Annotated in this window: 19 protein-coding genes and 1 tRNA gene; 10 read left to right on the forward strand and 10 right to left on the reverse strand. The window is 30.3% G+C overall.

The features are described 5' to 3' along the window. The first annotated feature begins 4 nt into the window (after window positions 1-4). From GQR92_RS10060 to GQR92_RS10090, 7 genes are all read left to right on the forward strand, one after another. Window positions 5-1,168, forward strand: coding sequence for an MFS transporter (locus GQR92_RS10060; protein WP_158839214.1), 1,164 nt, complete (start codon window positions 5-7; stop codon window positions 1,166-1,168). 132 nt (window positions 1,169-1,300) lie between these two features. Beyond that, window positions 1,301-2,542, forward strand: coding sequence for a Tm-1-like ATP-binding domain-containing protein (locus GQR92_RS10065; RefSeq protein ID WP_158839215.1), 1,242 nt, complete (start codon window positions 1,301-1,303; stop codon window positions 2,540-2,542). Window positions 2,543-2,551: 9 nt separating this feature from the next. Then, window positions 2,552-3,217, forward strand: a complete 666-nt coding sequence (locus tag GQR92_RS10070; RefSeq protein ID WP_158839216.1) for an HAD-IA family hydrolase — start codon at window positions 2,552-2,554, stop codon at window positions 3,215-3,217. 6 nt (window positions 3,218-3,223) lie between these two features. Beyond that, window positions 3,224-4,591, forward strand: a complete 1,368-nt coding sequence (locus tag GQR92_RS10075) for an aminotransferase class III-fold pyridoxal phosphate-dependent enzyme (protein WP_158839217.1) — start codon at window positions 3,224-3,226, stop codon at window positions 4,589-4,591. A gap of 82 nt (window positions 4,592-4,673) precedes the next feature. Continuing rightward, window positions 4,674-5,090, forward strand: coding sequence for a phenolic acid decarboxylase (locus GQR92_RS10080; RefSeq protein ID WP_158839218.1), 417 nt, complete (start codon window positions 4,674-4,676; stop codon window positions 5,088-5,090). Between the two features lie 10 nt (window positions 5,091-5,100). After that, window positions 5,101-6,300, forward strand: coding sequence for a pyridoxal phosphate-dependent aminotransferase (locus tag GQR92_RS10085; RefSeq protein ID WP_158839219.1), 1,200 nt, complete (start codon window positions 5,101-5,103; stop codon window positions 6,298-6,300). A gap of 132 nt (window positions 6,301-6,432) precedes the next feature. After that, window positions 6,433-6,882: a GNAT family N-acetyltransferase gene (locus GQR92_RS10090; protein WP_158839220.1), complete on the forward strand. Its 450-nt coding sequence runs from the start codon at window positions 6,433-6,435 to the stop codon at window positions 6,880-6,882. Window positions 6,883-7,023: 141 nt separating this feature from the next. On the opposite strand, the gene GQR92_RS10095 is transcribed toward GQR92_RS10090, so the two are convergent. Continuing rightward, entirely contained in the window at window positions 7,024-7,884 is an 861-nt protein-coding gene (locus GQR92_RS10095; RefSeq protein ID WP_158839221.1) for an AraC family transcriptional regulator, read from the reverse strand. Window positions 7,885-8,133: 249 nt separating this feature from the next. Then, a tRNA-Leu gene (locus tag GQR92_RS10100) sits at window positions 8,134-8,215 on the reverse strand. Between the two features lie 105 nt (window positions 8,216-8,320). Here GQR92_RS10100 and GQR92_RS10105 point away from each other — a divergent pair. Together GQR92_RS10105 and GQR92_RS10110 are read left to right on the forward strand one after the other, a co-directional pair. Beyond that, window positions 8,321-9,709, forward strand: coding sequence for a dipeptidase (locus GQR92_RS10105; RefSeq protein ID WP_158839222.1), 1,389 nt, complete (start codon window positions 8,321-8,323; stop codon window positions 9,707-9,709). Window positions 9,710-10,016: 307 nt separating this feature from the next. Beyond that, a complete protein-coding gene (locus GQR92_RS10110) occupies window positions 10,017-11,168 on the forward strand; it encodes an OmpA family protein (protein ID WP_158839223.1) in 1,152 nt (383 codons plus the stop codon). 490 nt (window positions 11,169-11,658) lie between these two features. Here GQR92_RS10110 and GQR92_RS10115 read toward each other — a convergent pair whose 3' ends face one another. The 5 genes from GQR92_RS10115 to GQR92_RS10135 all read right to left on the reverse strand — a co-directional run bounded on the left by GQR92_RS10115 (window position 11,659) and on the right by GQR92_RS10135 (window position 15,515). Further along, the gene (locus GQR92_RS10115; protein WP_158839224.1) at window positions 11,659-12,258 is read right to left on the reverse strand and encodes a PhnA domain-containing protein; all 600 of its coding nucleotides are present in this window, start codon (window positions 12,256-12,258) and stop codon (window positions 11,659-11,661) included. A gap of 390 nt (window positions 12,259-12,648) precedes the next feature. Next, window positions 12,649-14,271 carry an adenine deaminase gene (gene ade, locus GQR92_RS10120; RefSeq protein WP_158839225.1) on the reverse strand — a complete coding sequence of 541 codons (1,623 nt, stop codon included), beginning with the start codon at window positions 14,269-14,271 and terminating at the stop codon, window positions 12,649-12,651. A 52-nt stretch (window positions 14,272-14,323) separates the two neighbouring features. Continuing rightward, window positions 14,324-14,872 (reverse strand): 5-formyltetrahydrofolate cyclo-ligase, encoded by a 549-nt coding sequence (locus GQR92_RS10125; RefSeq protein WP_158839226.1) that lies wholly within the window; start codon window positions 14,870-14,872, stop codon window positions 14,324-14,326. An 8-nt stretch (window positions 14,873-14,880) separates the two neighbouring features. Then, the gene (locus GQR92_RS10130; RefSeq protein WP_199269125.1) at window positions 14,881-15,150 is read right to left on the reverse strand and encodes a DUF3781 domain-containing protein; all 270 of its coding nucleotides are present in this window, start codon (window positions 15,148-15,150) and stop codon (window positions 14,881-14,883) included. Beyond that, a complete protein-coding gene (locus tag GQR92_RS10135; RefSeq protein ID WP_158839227.1) occupies window positions 15,147-15,515 on the reverse strand; it encodes an MmcQ/YjbR family DNA-binding protein in 369 nt (122 codons plus the stop codon). The genes GQR92_RS10130 and GQR92_RS10135 overlap by 4 nt, the downstream gene beginning before the upstream one ends. Window positions 15,516-15,590: 75 nt before the next feature. Here GQR92_RS10135 and GQR92_RS10140 point away from each other — a divergent pair, with 75 nt between their 5' ends. Next, on the forward strand, window positions 15,591-16,574 hold the full coding sequence (locus tag GQR92_RS10140) for a CorA family divalent cation transporter (RefSeq protein WP_158839228.1): 984 nt from the start codon (window positions 15,591-15,593) through the stop codon (window positions 16,572-16,574). 9 nt (window positions 16,575-16,583) lie between these two features. Here GQR92_RS10140 and GQR92_RS10145 read toward each other — a convergent pair whose 3' ends face one another. The 3 genes from GQR92_RS10145 to GQR92_RS10155 form a co-directional block, all read right to left on the reverse strand. Then, a complete protein-coding gene (locus GQR92_RS10145) occupies window positions 16,584-17,333 on the reverse strand; it encodes a cyclase family protein (RefSeq protein WP_158839229.1) in 750 nt (249 codons plus the stop codon). A gap of 127 nt (window positions 17,334-17,460) precedes the next feature. Next, window positions 17,461-18,588 (reverse strand): radical SAM family heme chaperone HemW, encoded by a 1,128-nt coding sequence (gene hemW, locus GQR92_RS10150; RefSeq protein ID WP_158839230.1) that lies wholly within the window; start codon window positions 18,586-18,588, stop codon window positions 17,461-17,463. 25 nt (window positions 18,589-18,613) lie between these two features. After that, a complete protein-coding gene (locus GQR92_RS10155) occupies window positions 18,614-18,979 on the reverse strand; it encodes a four helix bundle protein (protein ID WP_158839231.1) in 366 nt (121 codons plus the stop codon). Between the last annotated feature and the right edge of the window lie 2 nt (window positions 18,980-18,981).

An 18,981-nucleotide genomic window follows, 5' to 3' on the forward strand; every position in this document is an offset into this window, starting at 1 on the left:
CCAAATGAAAAAAACCAAAGTAATAGATGTAAATAGTCGAGGCACAATTGCAGCAGGAGTAATTTTAGGTACAATTGGTGTGCTTTCATTTATTGTTCAGCCTGGTTTAGTACAGGGATTTGTTAGTGTGCTAGGGTTATCTGAAGCAGATGCAAATCTTTTAGCTTCTATAGAAATGGCAGGTATCGCTATTGCTACCATTATTGCTATTTTCTTAACGCCTAATGTAAGTTGGAGAATTATTCTAGGTGCAGCAATTATAATAGCAGCGGTAGGAAACTTGTTTTCTGCCATTGGAGATAATGATACTAGCCTTCAACTAGCAAGGTTTATTACTGGTATAGGTGAGGGTTTAATTATATCTCTAAGTTTTACAATTATAGGTTTAACTAAAAAAACAGAAAGAAATATAGCACTTTATCTTGCGTTATTAATGACATACGGAGCCTTTGGACTCTGGGGTATGCCATTGGCTTTTGAAACTATTGGCTTAAATGGTATTTTTATTATTTGGGCTATATTAACTTTAATAGCACTTATTACTCTTAAATATGTACCAGTTTCGACTGAAAGTCAAGAAGAACCTAGACCTTCTGCTGTGCAATTAAGTATAGGATGGTTAATTTTAGCATTATTAGCAGTGTTTGCTTACAATGCAGCTATTGGTTTGGCCTGGGCCAACTTATTCCTTATTGGCATGGATATTAAACCCAATGAGCAAACCGTTGCCAATGCACTATTAATTGCTCAATTTGCTGGTATTATTGGCGCTATAGGAGCTGTTTATCTTTCAGACCGTATAGGAAGTTGGTGGCCATTATCTCTTGGTGTTATTATAGCAGCTATTTGTATTTCTTTATTATTAGGAGACACATCAATTTTAATCTTTGTAATTGCTGTCTCTGGTTTTAATGGCTTATGGAACTTTACACTCCCCTATTTACTGAGTATAGTAGGAGATATGGATACAAAATCACGTATGATGACTTTGGCAATAGCTATACAAATGGTTGGTCTTGGCTCTGGGCCATATTTAGCTTCTAAATTATTTGAGTCAGGTTTTGGGTTTACAGAAATGGAAATCATTACTGCAGTTGCTTTAGTTGGAAGCGTTATTATTCTTTCCATTCCAATGCGAATTCATCGTATCAAATTAAAAAATAGATAGAAGGAGTATTTCTGAAATCTTTTATCAATTTTAGATTGCAATAAAACACGAAAGTTTATTTATTCTAACACTTTTATGTAATTATTTATCTAAGTTTATTAATAATTTTATAGTGTAATTAATAATTCAATTATGGAAAAAAAAACCATACTTATTATAGGAACGGCAGATACAAAATCTGATGAGTTATTGTTTATGAAGTCTTGTATAGAAGCACAAAATGGCGACGTAAAAATTATGGACGTAGGTGTTCTTGGTGATCCTCCTTTTACGCCAGACTACAGTAAACATGATGTTGCTAAGTGTGCAAACACTACAAATAAAGATATTATAGCTCTTGGTGATGAAAACCAAGCTATGACTAAAACAGCAGAAGGCGCCTCTATATTAACAAGAAAATTATATGATGAAGGTATCATAGATGGTATGATTGCTTTAGGAGGCTCCATGGGAACCGATTTAGCTTTAGATACTGCAGCCTCTTTACCTATAGGTGTACCTAAATATGTAGTTTCTACGATAGCTTTTTCTCATTTAATTCCACCAGAAAGAATTTCACCAGATTTAACTATGATGCTTTGGTCTGGAGGTCTTTATGGTATAAATAAAATTTGTAAGGCTGTATTAAGTCAAGCTTGCGGAGCTGTTTTAGGCGCAGCAAAATCTACCCAAAAACCTCATGAAGGTAAACCACTTATAGGAATGAGTTCTCTAGGTAAAACAGCCTTAAAATATATGGTACATTTAAAACCAGAACTCGAAAAAAGAGGTTATGAACTTGTTGTTTTTCATACAACAGGCCAAGGTGGTAGAGCTTTAGAATGGTTAGCTAAAAGAGAACGGTTTGCAGCAGTTTTAGACTTTAGTTTACAAGAGGTTGTTAATGATATTTTTGAATCTGTAGTAACTTCAGGCAGTAATCGTTTAGTCAGAGCAGGGGAAGTTGGTGTTCCTCAAATTATTGCACCAGGTTCTATAAACATTATAGATTTACCCACATGGCAAAAACCAATAAAACGATTAAAAGATAGGCCACGTCACGTGCATAATAGGTTAATTTCATCTGTAACTCTAAGTGTTAAAGAATTAAAAAAAGCGGCTAAACATATTTCTAAAAAAGTATCAAATTCTAAAGGACCTATAAAATTTATTCTTCCCAGAAAAGGTGTTTTAGAATGGGATAGAGAAGGAAATGAATTACATGACCCAAAAACGCTAAATGTGTTTTTTGATGAAATAAAATCTAACGTAAAACCCAATGTAGATGTTATAGAATTAGACTGTCATATTAATGATATAGAATTTGTAAACAAAGTGCTCGATATTTTTGATGAGTGGGTTAAACAAGGAATTATAGTAAAAGGAATTCAATAAGATTATAGCATGGAAAATAAAACAAATATAAAAGCCTTACTCCTAGATTTTGGTAGTGTAATTAGTAAATCACTTTTTGAACGACACGACCTTATTGAAGAGCGATTAAATTTACCTAAAGGCACACTAACTTGGAAAGGACCATTTGACCCAGCAAACGATCCGTTATGGATGTCTATGCAACGTGATAAAATTACAGAACGCGATTATTGGAGAACTAGAGCTAAAGAAATTGGCGAATTAGTTGGAGAGCAAAATTGGTCTATGATAGATTTATTGAATGCCATGGGTGGCGAAACTAATTACGCTAAAATATTAAGACCAGAAGCACTAGAAACTATCGCTTTAGTAAAAAAAGCAGGATTAAAAGTTGGTATTTTAAGTAATGAAATAGAATTATTTACAGGTAAGACATTTGTAGATAACCTACCGTTTATTAATGATTTAGATACGTTTTACGATGCTACACATTCTGATATTCTTAAACCAGATCCGAGATCGTATAACTCAGCATTAAGCAACCTTAAATTAGAAGCTAAAGATGTTTTGTTTGTGGACGATCAACTAAGAAATATTGTAGGTGCAATGAAATGCGGATTGAAGACTTTACATTTTGATATAACACAACCTAAAGCTTGCTACGATTACGTAACAAGCGTAATGAATATAAAATAATACGTTATGAATACAGGTACAGATAGTATTACAGCAGCTAACATTGAAGAGTGGAACGGAAAAGAACAATGGCACCCAATGGGACATCCAAACGATTCGTTAAAAAAACCACCTTTAATTATCAATAAAGGAAGAGGTGTTTACATTGAAGATAGTAATGGTAACAAAATGGTAGATGGTGTTGCTGGTCTTTGGAATATAAACTGTGGTTATGATAGACCAGAAATTAAAGCGGCTATAGTTAAGCAATTAGATGAATTGGTATACTATTCTACTTTTAAAGGAACCACACACCCTAAATCTATAGAATTAGCACACCTTTTAATAGAAATGCTAGAGCCAGAAAACATGAAACGTGTTATGTTTAGCTCTGGAGGGTCTGATGCTATGGAAACTGCTATGCGTATTGCACGTCAATATTGGAAAATGTTAGGACAAAGAGATCGATTTAAATTTATATCATTAAAACAAGGGTATCACGGAACGCATTTTGGAGCGGCTTCTGTAAATGGAAACACACGTTTTAGAAGAAACTATGAACCTATGTTACCAGGATGTTTTCATGTCGATGTACCTTGGGATTATAGAAACCCATTTACACAAGACCCAGAAAAATTGGCTGAAATTTGTGCAGAATTAGTGGATAGAGAAATACAGTTTCAAAGTCCAGATACTGTTGCTGCATTTATTATGGAGCCTGTTTTAGGTGCTGGAGGCGTTATTGTACCACCAGACAATTACATGAAATTAGTAAGAAAGGTATGCGATAAACATGGTGTGCTATTAATAGCTGATGAAGTTGTTACTGGTTTTGGACGTACAGGTAGTATGTTTGGTAGTAGAGCTTATGGAGTAAAACCAGACATTATTACATTAGCAAAAGGTATTTCTTCAGGTTATATTCCGTTGGGTGCTACAGTTTGTAACGAGCGTATTGATAATGCTTTTAAAGAAAACGAAGATTCTTTTGGTACTTTAGGTCATGGTTATACTTATGCAGGACACCCTATTGCATGTGCTGCTGCTATAGCTGCATTAAAAATAGTTAAAGATGAAGATTTACCTGGTAATGCAGCAAAACAAGGTGCTTATTTAATGGATAGACTAAAACCTTTAGAAGATAAATATAATTTTATAGGTAATGTAAGAGGTAAAGGATTAATGTTGGCTATGGAGTTTGTTGAAGACAAAGTAAGTAAAAAGCCTAACAGAGCAATTGTTGCAGAAATTTTTAAATTGATGCTTACCAAAGGTGCATTTGTTAGAGCTGCAGGTAATAATATTATTATTTCTCCTCCTTTAGTAATTAAAAAAGAAGAGTTAGATATTATTATAGATGCATTAGAATTTGCATTAGAAGAAGTTAATAAATAAGTGTTTGAATTGGTTTTAAAAATAGTACTAATCCTCATTTAAAGTTTTAGTACTATTTTTTTATCATCATTAAAAAAAACAAATGAAATCAGCTAAAAAGATAATCGTATTACTATGCTTTTTTACCCTACTAACCTCGTGTTCTAAAGGGCAAAAAAAAGATGTAAAAGAAAATATTAAAAACGAATTGAACCTAAAAACTATCAGTTTAAAGGGAAAAACTTTTTTATATAATTATGTTGATTATCAATATGAAGTAAGTTTTAAATCTGAAAACCAATTACATTGGAAATGTATTAAAGGTAATGAACTAGGTAGAGAAGAAGATGAACATTACAAATTACAAAGAATAAACGATTACACATTATTTATCTCTTGGGTAGAAAAAGACGGATTAGGCGTTAGCCAAGTTATTAATTTAAGAGAATATAAAGTTAATTCGTATCTAAAAATTGATAAAGAAATCATGCCTTTAATGGGTACTATTAAAGAATTATAATTATTTTTCCATGCCAAACATATCAATAAAAGGATCTCAAATGCCTGCATCTCCAATACGTAAATTGGTACCTTATGCAGAAGAAGCAAAAAAAAGAGGCGTAAACGTCTATCATCTTAATATTGGTCAGCCAGATATTAAAACTCCTCAAATAGCACTAGATGCAGTAAAAAATAACACACTTAATGTTTTAGCTTACAGCAGGTCTGAAGGGTCTGAGGCGTACCGTAAAAAATTAGCAGCTTACTATAAAAAGAATAACATACTTGTAAATGCAGCAGATATTATAGTAACCACAGGAGGTAGTGAAGCTCTTTTGTTTGCTTTTGGTAGTATTATGGATATAGGAGATGAGGTTATTATACCAGAACCATTTTATGCCAATTATAATGGTTTTTCTGTAGCATCTGGCATAAATGTAGTTCCTGTAATATCTAAAATTGAAGATAATTTTGCATTACCCCCAATTGAAGAGTTTGAAAAATTAATAACACCAAAAACAAAAGCAATTTTAATTTGTAACCCAGGTAACCCTACAGGGTATTTGTATAGTGAAGAAGAAATTAAAAAATTAGCAAGTTTAGTAAAAAAACATGATTTATTTTTAATTGCAGACGAGGTTTATAGAGAATTTGTTTACGATGGTGTAAAGCATTACTCTATTCTAGAAAATGAAGGATTAGAAGATCATGCAATTATTATAGATTCGGTATCTAAACGATATAGCATGTGTGGTGCTAGAATTGGATGCCTGGTTTCAAAAAATAAAGAAGTTATTAATACAGCACTTAAATTTGCCCAAGCAAGATTATCGCCCCCAACCTATGCTCAAATTGCATGTGAAGCTGCATTAGATACAGATCAAAGCTATTTTGATGAAGTTATTACAGAATATGTTGGGCGCAGAAATACTTTAATAAAAGAATTAGAACAAATAAGTGGTGTTAAAGTAGCCTACCCAAAAGGTGCTTTTTATTGTATGGTAGAGCTGCCAATAGACAATGCCGATAATTTTGCGCAATGGTTATTAGAAAGTTTTCACTACAATAACCAAACAGTAATGGTTGCACCTGCAGCAGGTTTTTATTCTACTCCAGGGGTTGGGCTAAATCAAATTAGAATTGCATATGTATTAAAAAGTGAAGATTTAGTAAAAGCAATTCATATTTTAAAAATAGCATTAGAAAAATATATTTTACAAGCAAACTAATTTTTATAAAAGGATTGTTTTATAAAAAGGAGAATAAAAGCTAAATATAACATTCGTTATAGAGTAATATATTTGAAAGTAATTGTCTGTAAGATATTAAGATACTCGTTTAATTAAAAATATAGATAAGAGATGAATATAAAAATAATTGAAGGGAAAATAGAGCTTTTAGAACCAATAACTCAACTTTATAATGAATATATGCTGTTTTATAAACAACCTAGTAATATACCAAAATATAGAGCATATTTAAAAGACAGAATGCTGCAAGATAATACTATTTTTTGCTTAGCAGTTGATGCTAATAATAACGCAGTAGGCTTTACTCAAAATTTTAATTCATATAGCTCATTATCATTACATCCAATTTTGGTTTTAAACGATTTATTTGTAAGTTCAAATTATAGACGAAAAGGTATTGCAGAAATGCTAATAAAGAAAACATTTCAATTAGCAAAAAAAGCAAATATGTTTAGAGTTGATTTAAGAACGTCTAAAGATAATACAGGCGCTCAAAAATTATATAATAAAATGAATTTTATAAGAGACGAGAATGTCTATACTTATAGATGTGAATTATAAATTAAAATAGTTTTAATACAAAGAAAGAAATCACCATTTAAGGTAAACGAATTACTAAAAATGGTATAAGTTTATATTATATAAAGAGTATTTATACGTAAAAAAACGCAATCTAAATTCAAGAGGGGTTAGTAGCCCCCCCTATTTCTGTTGTTGAATTTTTCTGTATTGATTTGGTGTATGCCCCGTTATTTCTTTAAATAATGTAGAAAAATACGCTGGGTATTCAAACCCTAAATCATAACAAATCTCTTTTAGATTTTTATTAGAATAAGCCAGTAATCTTTTAGCTTCTAAAATAACCCGGTCTAATAAATAGCGTTTGGCAGTAATTCCTGTAAATTCTTTTACAAGATCGGATAGTTTTCTTCTAGATAAACTTAATTTATCGGCATAAAAATCCATATTATGAGTCGTCATAAAATTTTCTTCCAAAATATCTAAAAAATTAGTGTACAGTATTTTGTTATGATTATTTATTTCTCCTTTTGTGGTATCAATAACAATGTCTCTTGCTTTACGTTCAATTTTTAGAATTAAACTAATAAAGAGATGCTGTACAATACTTTTGCTAGTAAAAGCTTCTTCGGGCTCATAATATTCTTTTAAAAGCACATTAAAATGCGATTTTAAATTTTTCATGCCTTTTTTCTTGAATTCAATATATTTTAAATCAGAAATGTAACCGTTTAACTTAGAGTAATAAGATGATTTATAATTAAGTCCGGCACTAGGTATAAATTCATTTTTATATTTTAATGAATACCCTACAGTGTTTTTAATGTGGAGAATTTTAAAAAATTGATTTTTCTTTATAAAAAATAACGTATTTGGTTTTAACTTAATAACCTCGTCGTCTATCTTAAATTCACCTGTTCCAGAAAATAAAAAAATAATTTCCTTATAGTCATGAGTAACGTCATTTTTACTATTCTTATCTATAATATAATCTGTAGGCAAGGGTATAATTGTAAATGCTGACTCTCTGTTATTTCTAATCATAAGTTTTTAATTAAATAAGAAAAATGCAATTTAGTTTTTTTAAAATAAAAGCATATTGTTTTTATTTTGCAAATGCTATCAAGTAGAAAATAAACAGTAAAAATCTGTATTCAGAAGAAATAAAAACTTTCACTTGCTTTAAAGGCTCGATTTTACGATGTAGCTTAAACCATTTTATTCAATCTGTAAGCCCGATTGCTAAATCATCAATAACAAAAAAAGAGCCGAAGATAAATCTTCGGCTCTTTGTACAGGCGGAGAGACTCGAACTCTCACACCTTGCGGCACTAGATCCTAAGTCTAGCGTGTCTACCAATTCCACCACGCCTGCAACTTTACCATTAAATTGGGGTGCAAATATAAACAATAGTTCGAAACTGCAAAGCAGTTCATAATTATTTTTCTACTTTTGATGAAGAAATAAAAAACATCCCTAATGAATACAATTCAATCTTATATAAAAGACAACAAACAACGATTTTTAAATGAGTTAGTCGATTTACTTAAAATACCTTCTGTAAGTGCTGACTCTGCCTACAAAAAAGACGTTTTACTAACTGCCGATTTTGTACTAGAAAGCCTTAAAAAAGCAGGATGTGACAAGGTAGAAATGTGTGAAACACCAGGATACCCTATTATTTACGGAGAAAAAATTATTGATAAAAATTTACCTACAGTGTTAGTTTATGGTCATTATGACGTGCAACCTGCAGATCCTATTGAATTATGGACCTCTCCTCCATTTGAACCTGTTATCAAAAAAACAGAAATTCATCCAGAGGGAGCAATATTTGCTCGCGGTGCTTGCGATGATAAAGGACAGATGTATATGCACGTAAAAGCATTAGAATACATGACATCTGCAGGAAACTTACCTTGTAACGTAAAATTTATGATTGAAGGTGAAGAAGAAGTTGGTTCTAAAAGTTTAGCTTGGTTTGTACCAAGAAACACAGAAAAATTAGCCAATGATGTTATTATAATATCTGACACTGGTATGATTGCCAACGATATTCCTTCTATTACAACAGGTTTACGTGGTTTAAGCTATGTAGAAGTAGAAGTTACAGGCCCTAATAGAGATTTACATTCTGGTTTATATGGTGGTGCCGTTGCCAATCCTATTAATATCTTAACCAAAATGATTGCTTCTTTACATGATGAAAACAATCATATTACAATACCTGGTTTTTATAACAATGTAGAGGAGTTATCTGCTGAAGATAGAGCAGAAATGGCAAAAGCTCCATTTTCTTTAGATAAATATAAGGATGCCTTAAAAATTGATGAAGTCTATGGAGAGAAAGGATACTCTACAAACGAACGTAATGCTATTCGCCCTACCTTAGATGTAAACGGAATTTGGGGAGGTTATACGGGAGAAGGTGCAAAAACAGTAATTGCTAGCAAAGCATTTGCAAAAATTTCTATGCGCTTAGTACCAAATCAAGATTGGAAAGAAATTACACAATTATTTAAAAACCATTTTGAAAGTATTGCACCAAAAGCAGTAACTGTAAAAGTAACACCACACCACGGAGGGCAAGGTTATGTTACACCAATAGATAATATAGCATACAAAGCAGCAAGCAAAGCATATAAAACTACCTTTGGTAAAACACCTATTCCGCAAAGAAGTGGTGGTAGCATCCCTATTGTTGCCTTATTTGAACAACACTTAAAAAGTAAGACTATTTTAATGGGATTTGGGCTAGATTCTGATGCAATTCACTCTCCAAATGAACATTTTGGCGTTTTTAATTTCCTAAAAGGGATAGAAACAATTCCTTATTTTTATAAATTCTTTACAGAATTATCAAAATAAAACACTAATTTCCATAGCAATTAAAAGATTTTTATTTGAATACGATACAACTGTTTATGCTACAATTGTTTGATAAAACACTTGTATAACAACATTCTAATCATTTTTTATGTAAAAAAAGAGAATTTTAATAATTGCAACAATAAGTAAACTGGGCAAGTACAATACTACTTAACATCTATAAATTACTCTTTAAATCTCCGTTTATAGGGTAACTATTTTTATTATAAAGAAAGTATTGTTTGTATATACAAAAAATATTGTAAATTTGCAACCAAAATCACAGTTATAATTAAAAACAAAAAAAATGAAAAGATTAATTTTAGGGGCATTATTAATAGGTTCCGTTTTTCAATCAAGTGCGCAAGATTTTAACAAATGGTCTATCGATGTTGGTGCCGGTGTACAAACAATTGTAGGTTCAGTAGCACCAGGATATGGAACAAACAATCCAGATTTCTGGCAAGCAAACATAGGTGCTAGATACATGTTTAACGAAAGATTTGGTTTACGTTTAGATTTAGGTTACAACAACATTAGTGAAGCTAGCGGAAACAACCCTTTTAAATCTAACTATTACAGAGGAAGTATAGAAGGAGTTATAAATGCTGGTAATCTTTTAAACTTTAAAAGTTGGACAAAAGACTTCAATTTATTAGTACATGCTGGTGGTGGAATCTCTAGATTATATTCTTCAGAGCCAATAGATACTGATGCTGATAAAATGCGTCAATTAATTGCAGGTATAACACCACAATTTAAATTATCTAATCGTGTTTCTTTATTTGCAGATGTATCTGGAATAAGTAACTTTTACCAAAATCGTTCTTTTGACGGTACAGGTACTACTACAAAAAATGGAATTAGTGGAGGTATTGTTAACTACTCTGTTGGTGTAAATATTTCTTTAGGGAAACATGAGCAACATGCAGACTGGTACTATTCTGATGTAGAAGTAGCAGAAAAAAGCGAATTAGAAGCTATCAACAAGCGTTTAAAAGATGCTGAAGAAGAAATTGCTGATTTAAAAGCAAAAGACTTTACTAAAGCTAAACTTGTTTCTGAATTAGATTCTAGATACGCTACAATAGAAAGTGTTGGATCTAAAAATGTTGATTTTGCTAAGCAATTAATTGAGAACGGTTATGTAAACGTTTATTTTGATGTTGACAGAGCTAACGTTCAAACTGGTTCTACAAGTGCAATCAACTTCTTAAAAACATACTTAGAAAATAATTCTTCTGCAAAAGCTGAATTAATTGGTTATGCTGATGAAACTGGACCAAAAGGTTACAACAAATTTTTATCTGAAAAAAGAGCTAAAACAGTATACAATGTTTTAGTTGCTGCTGGTGTAGACGCTAACAGATTATCTCACAAAGGTGAAGGTGAAGACGCTACTGCAACTAAAGAAGCTAGACAATTAGCTAGAAGAGTAGCAATCAGAATTCAAAAATAATAAATAGTTCGTTATACATTTTATTATAATAAAAACAACCATCAACAATTTATTTGTTGGTGGTTGTTTTTTTTGTGCCTATAAATTATTTATTTAAAGAAAACTACACTAACCCTACAATTAAGAAATAGTTTAAAATAAATAAGTAAAAAACAAATCCTAGCGTATGTTTTAAAAACTCTTAGCCAGTTTCTTTTATACAGCAGCAGAAAGTATCAAAAACAAGTATTAACAGCTCCTTATCACTAAAAAAAGCACTACAAACTATTTTAAAATAGATATAACTAATTCTGATGTAGTTTAGTAATTAAAAAAAATAGTCATAAAAACAATTAGAAAACTTCTAGATGTTTATATGACTATTTTTAAGAATCATTAAATTAGATTCTAATGTTATATGTAGGTAAATAAACGTTTATTAGATTTCTACTTAGCTTAATACAAGCTCTAAGTAGCACAAAAAAGAAACGCCCACCTAGGGTATAAAATATTACTCTTTTTCTGCCATCTTTTTAACGTAATCTGTAATAATTACAATTTGCGTTGGTCCAACCTTACCCTCTATATATTTTGCATTTTCATGATCTAAAGATATTCTACGCACTGCAGTTCCTTGTTTTGCAACCATGCTAGATCCTTTTACCTTTAAATCTTTAATTAAAACTACAGAATCTCCAGCTTCTAAAATAGCTCCATTTGCATCCCTGTGAATAATTTTTTCGCTATCATCTAAATGATCTCCAGATTCTTTTGCAAAACGTAAATCGTCATCTTCTAAATACATCATGTCTAGTAAATCTTTTGGCCAACCTTCGTTTCTTAAACGAGATAATATTCTCCAAGCAACCACTTTTACAGCTCTATATTCACTCCACATAGAATCGTTTAAACAACGCCAATGGTTTGGTTCTGTTTGGTCTGCATTATCAATTTGAGTTCTACAAGTTTCACAAGCTAGCAAACTTCCATCTACTCCACTTCCCCCAACTGTTGATGTTGGTTTAACTTCATAAATTGCTAAATTATCTGTTGAAGTACATAATTCGCATTTATTTCCACTTCTATTTTCTAAATCTTGTTGTAAACTCATAATATATTTTTTGTTGCACAAAAGTACATTTTTAATTGAAAAACACTAATTAATTTGCAAAGAAGTACGTTAAAAATTAAGAATTTGATAAAATTTTAACTAGAAGCTATTTCCTGCTTTCACTACTCGCTTTTTTTAGCCCAAAAAAGGCTAAAAAAGAGCTCAAACAAACCGTTCAATCAGGGCTAAACCTGTTTGCAAACATATTGTCATTATCAAACAAATTGTTTTTTCAATTTCTTATTGTAAATTCCTGTCTGTGCAGAAATGTCAAAGCATTATTGTCATTTCGAAATGAGCTTTTTAACGATTGAGAAATCTCATTTCATATAGACGAATAACCGCTATCTATAAAATGAGATTGCTTCGTAAACTCGCAATGACAGTTCATTATTCTATTTCTAAAGAAGTAAATTTAAACGAAGTTCCATCAAACAAACCTTTGTCAGATAATTTTAAAGACGGAATTACCAATAACGCCATAAAAGATAAACTCATATAAGGCGCTCTTAACTTACTACCCATTTCTTTTGCCATTGTATCTAAGGCAGCATAAGACCTTCCTATTTCTTCCGCAGATAAATCAGACATGATTCCGGCAACTGGTAACGAAACTATTTTTTCCTCCCTTGCATTTACAGCACAAACTCCTCCTCTATTTTCGATGATTAAATTTACGGCTCTACAAATATCTTCATCAGAAACTCCAACGGCAATAATATTATGAGAATCGTGACCAACAGAACTTGCAATAGCACCTTCTTTTAATCCGAAATTTTTGATGAATGCAATTGCAGGCGTATCATTTTTATAACGATTTACAACCGTCATTTTTAAAACATCAGTTTTTGTGTTTGAAATTAAGTTTCCATCTACAATTAAAGAAGCTGCTTCAATCTGGTTGGTTACTAATTCACCATCTAAAGCTTCAATAACTCTAATTTTTTCTGAAGACGAATCGAATCTAAATTCTGATACTTCTTTTTTATCCGTATTAAAATTATTTAAAACCTCAAAAGGAACAGATTCTACAAAAGATTCTCCGTTTTTAGCAACCAATTCTCCATTAATATAAGTCTCTAAAACATTGAATTTCTCTAAACTATCTACCAAAATAAAATCGGCATCATCTCCTTTTTGTAAGAAACCAACATCTAAATTATAATGTTTTATAGGGTTTATACACGCTGCTTGCAATACTTTAAAAACATCGATTCCTTTGGCAACGGCTCTTTCACAAAGTTGATTGATATGCCCTAACAACAAATCATCTGGATGTTTATCATCTGAACAAAACATCATATTTTCGAAATGCGTTGGTAATAAATCTATTAAAGCTTCGAAGTTTTTGGCTGCAGAACCTTCTCTAATAATTACTTTCATTCCTTTTTGTAGCTTTTCTAAAGCTTCATCATAAGAAAAACACTCATGATCTGTAGAAATTCCGGCTGCAATATACTTGGTAACATCATCTCCTCTTAAACCCGGAGCGTGACCATCAACTGGTTTGTTATTGTTTTTAGCATGTTCAATTTTCTTTAGAACCTCAGCATCATCAAACAAAACACCAGGATAATTCATCATTTCTGCCAAATATTTAATGTCTGGGTTTTCCATCATCAATTTAATATCATCAGCATCTATAATTGCACCAGCACTTTCAAAAGAAGTTGCAGGCACACAACTTGGTGCGCCAAAATTGAATTTTAACGGAACTTTCTTTCCGTTTTCAATCATAAACTCAACACCTTTAACGCCTAAAACGTTGGCAATTTCATGCGGATCGGAAACCGTTGCAACGGTACCGTGTTTTACAGCAATTTTAGCAAACTCAGATGGCACCAACATAGAACTTTCTATATGGATGTGTGCATCTATAAAACCAGGTAGAATGTAATTTTCTTGGTGGTGATTTACTTCTTTAATAGAAGAAATTTTTCCGTTGATAACCTCTACTTCTCCTTTGTAAATTCGTTTGTTTTGTATGTCTACAATATTTCCTTGTACAATCATTTGCTTTCTGTTTCTAAAGCAAATTTACAAAGAATAATAGGTGTCTTAAAGTTTATTTGGGATAGATTACTTGGTGTAAAGGAATATCAAATTCATCTGAATCTTTAATTTGATAAATAGGTTTAAAAAAGTTTAAACCAATAAATTGTGCTTCTTCTGTACATTTTGATAAAAACCTATCGTAAAACCCTTTTCCGTAACCAACTCTGTAATTTAATTCATCGGATATTAAAAGCGGAACAAAAATAAGATCGAGTTCTTTTTCATCAACTTGTTCTGCATTTATGGGTTCTGGAACGCCAAATTTATTCAACTCTAAAACAGTATCTTCTTCTAAATAGAAATGAGAAAGTGTATTGTCTTTAAAATTACAGGTACTTACTACTATTTTTTTATGTCGTTTTCTAAAAAAATTGATAATTGGTTGCGTATTTATTTCTTTAAACTTGGTTAGCGACAGAAACAAATGCACATTTTTAACACCAGAAGTATCTAAATCATAAATTTGTTCATAGATATTTTCTTGAAACGCTAAAATTTCATCTGCAGTTAAATCTGTACGTTTTTGTTTGTAAATTTTTCTGAGTTCTTGCTTTTTCATTTCACAAATTATATAAGTTTATTTGTAATTCTATCTACTGTTATTACTCTAAAAGTATTTGAATTAATAGTAACTCTAATTGTATGTTGCTTATTAGAAATATAAAAATTCTTCCCTTTTTTAATATAGTTTTCTAAAGTGGTTTCTTCTAATATTTTTTTAATCAGCGTTTCGCTTTCATCATTAGAAAAATTAGTTTTTAATTTCTTGTTTATCCTTTCGTAAACCAACTTTGTATAGCAATGCTTTTTTATAATTTCTTCTTTATGCACTATCATAAGTTACTTAAAGTTTCTTTTTGTTTTTTAGTTAAACCTAATACAACTAAATCGTAAGAATGGTTTATCAATTCTCTTGCTAAATCATCTGAAACATCACTAGAGTTTAAGATTACTGTGTTCCAATGTTTTTTATTCATGTGAAAACCCGGAATAATACCTTCATATTCTCCTCGTAATTCTTCTGCTTTTTCTGGATTACATTTTAAGTTGATCTTTTGTTCGCCTTTTTCCCAATTGTTTAATCCTGTGAGTAAAAACATTTTATCCATCACTTTAAAAACCAACGTAGATTCATCAAAAGGAAAATGTTCTGTCACACCTTTTTTAACAATACAAAAATCTCTTAATTGTTCTATATGCATAAACTCTTTATTTTAAAATTGATATTATTACAATATAAAAAGTATCTTTATCTATCAAATTTACAACTATTTTATATGACGGAAAATGATTTTTTAGACAATACTACAATTATCAGTTACTCTCATAGTAATTATGAGAAAACTGATTTTACTTCAGTTTCAGAAATTGATTTTTTAGAAAATAAGACAACTATAAAGTGGCTAAACACCTATGGAATTAAATTTCATGATGCCTACAAGCAAGTTATTGTTCAAAATAAATTAGACGATTTTTTAATTAAATTATTAAGTGATGAAGAGCATCCTAATAAAGTTATTTTATTAGATAACTTACTTTTTATTACCACACGAGTTTTAATTACTACAAGTAATAAATTAGATTCTGAACAAATGGTTTTTATTGTTTCTGCAGACTTTTTATGGTCTATTCAAGAAAAATCTGGCGATTATTTTAATTGGATTCGCGAACGTTTAGAAGGTAATAAAGGAATTGTTAGAAAGAAAAGAGCAGATTATCTATTGTTTTTATTATTAGAATCGATTATAGATAACTACCAAGATACTTATGAAGAAAATGCAGAATTAAGTGCAGATAAATTAAATTCTACACATATTAAACCTACACCAGAATTTACTTCTTTAGTTGAAAAAAGAAAGCAAGAACTATTCAATTTTAAGAAAGCAACAATGAGTTTAAAAGACACTATTGTTAAGCTAGAAAAAATTGAAATTGATGGTTTTGATGTAAAATATTTTAGCGAATTAAAGGAACAAACCAATAACTTAATTTCTAATATAGATTTTGAGTTACAAGAATTAGAAAGTAAGATAAACTTAATTTTTAGTATACAAGGACATCGCTTAAATGAAGTAATGAAAACCTTAACTATATTGTCTGTTGTTTTTATTCCTCTAACTTTTTTAGCAGGAATTTACGGAATGAACTTTGACAATATTCCGGAATTAAAATATGAATATAGTTACTTTATTTTATTAGCAGTTATGGTACTAATTACCATTGTTTCTGTTTGGTATTTTAAACGTAAAAAGTGGTTTTAGAATAAAGTTTTACTTTATAATCTTATACAAAACAGGCTTACTTGGTGTTGCATCATTTTCGAATGGTGCAATCATTAAGTTTAATAAATACTCCCCATCTTCTACTTCATTTGGCACATAAATAAATTCTGTAATTGTAGCATTCATACGAATTTCTCCTGCAGTATTCCAAAAAGCATTATGAGCTAAAAGTTCTCCATCATCTTTTTCTTTATCTACAGATGGTAAATCTATTAATAAATGTTTTATCCCTTTTTCTCTTAAATAAATGGCAGCTTCTTCTAATAAATAAGGCGGGTTTGTATTCGAATATTTCATCGACTTCTTATCTTTTAAATTAGGCAAAGTTCTAATTACAATTGCATCTCTTTTCTTATTCTTTAAGGCTGTTTTTAATTGTTTTTCAGAAATAAAGAAATCTTTACCATTGTTTTCTGGTACAACAGTTACAACTTCTGCAAGAAAAATAAAGTATTTTAAATTTTGATTTACGGAGTGTACCTCTTTTGTAATATGCCCAACACATTCTGTGTGTGTAATATGAGAATGTGGATTAAAATGAATATTATTAAAATTAACCACAGCACCATTTGCAACGCTTATATCATAACCATCTACCGATTCTGGGAAAATTTTTGGGTCTTCTATATACCAAGCATTTACATTTTCTTTCTTAATATCTATAGGAATTGAAATATCTATAGGATTAGATATGTTAACTTCTATTTTTCTAGAATTATATTCTATAGTTGCTTTCATTATGCTAAACTTATTTCAGTAATTTTTAAATTATACTACAAACTCAAATATAAGTTTTTAAATTTTGATTTCTGCCTTTATAGCAAATCTAATCTTAACATTTAACAAAAATAAAAGACTGATAAAACTAATTAACCATAAATAAATCTGAAGAAATTCCGTCTGATAAAAACTTTCCTTTTTGAGTTGTTTTTAAAATTCGGTTTTCTAGAATTAGTAATTCTTGTTGCAAATATTTATCAGCTTGTTTTTCTAAATATTTTATATATTTTTCTCCAAAATCCTTTTCAATTTTATCTAAAGAAACTCCCCAAATAGTTCGTAAACCTGTCATAATATATTCATTATAACCATCCACTTTTGTTAACGTTTCTCTTTCTATAGGAAGTTTATTTTCTTGAATAGATTTAATATACTTTGTGTTATTTCTAACATTCCAACTTCGTTGAATACCATTAAACGAATGTGCAGAAGGACCAATACCTAAATAAGATTTACCCAACCAATAAGACGAATTATTTTGACTAAAAAAACCTTCTTTACCAAAGTTTGATAATTCGTAATGCACAAAATTGGCTCTCTTTAATTCTTCAATTAAAATATAAAACTGTTCTTGCGCTTTTTCTTCATCAACATTTTTAATTTCACCTTTTTTAATTAAAGTGTCTAAAGCTGTTTTTGGTTCTACCGTTAAGGCATAACTAGATATATGTGGAATTCCGAAACTCAAAGCCGTTTGTATATTTTCTCTCCATTCCTCATTTGTACAATCCGGAATTCCGTAAATTAAATCGACAGAAAGATTATCGAAATAGCGCGTTACCATAGCTAATGATTTTTTTGCTTCGGATGAATTATGCGCACGATTCATCAGTTGTAAATCTTTCTCAAAAAAAGATTGAACACCAATACTTAGTCTGTTTATGGGTGATTTAGAAAGTTGTATAATTTTTTCTTCTGATAAATCATCAGGATTTGCCTCTAGCGTAATTTCTGGATTATCAACTACTGTATGATTTTTATAAACAGCATCAATTAAAGTTTGAATTTCTTCCGTATTTAAAACAGATGGTGTTCCTCCTCCAAAATAAATGGTTTCTATAATTGAATTTTCTAATTCGTCTTTTCTAATTTCTATCTCTTTAATTAAAGACAAAATCATATCTTCTTTCTTCTTTAACGAAGTAGAAAAATGAAAGTCGCAATAAAAACATGCTTGTTTACAAAACGGTATATGTATATAAATTCCAGACATAAATTCAGTTATCTTTTATCAATTATCACGATTGCTTATTAATTCTAGTCGTTTTTAAAATTGAAAAAAGAATTCTCCCAATCTCATCAGCTTTTTCAAATAAAATATTAAAATCAACAAGTTCTAAATCGTCACTATCTTTTAATAAATGCAACCAATATTTTGTTTCTAAACATTCTTTATAAGCAATTGACATTTTAGCAGAAAAATCTGCCTTAGAAATAGCACCGTTAGCTTCAACGATATTGGCTCCAACTGAAGTTCCGCTTCTTAAAATCTGTTTTGACAAAACATATTCTTTCTTTTCTATCATTAACTTCTTGCTAAGTTTTACAATTAACAATGCAAGGTCATAAGATTTATTCTGTAACGGATTATTTGGTAATTTCATTA

The sequence above is a fragment of the Polaribacter sp. L3A8 genome, assembly GCF_009796785.1.
In the GTDB taxonomy this organism is placed as follows: domain Bacteria; phylum Bacteroidota; class Bacteroidia; order Flavobacteriales; family Flavobacteriaceae; genus Polaribacter.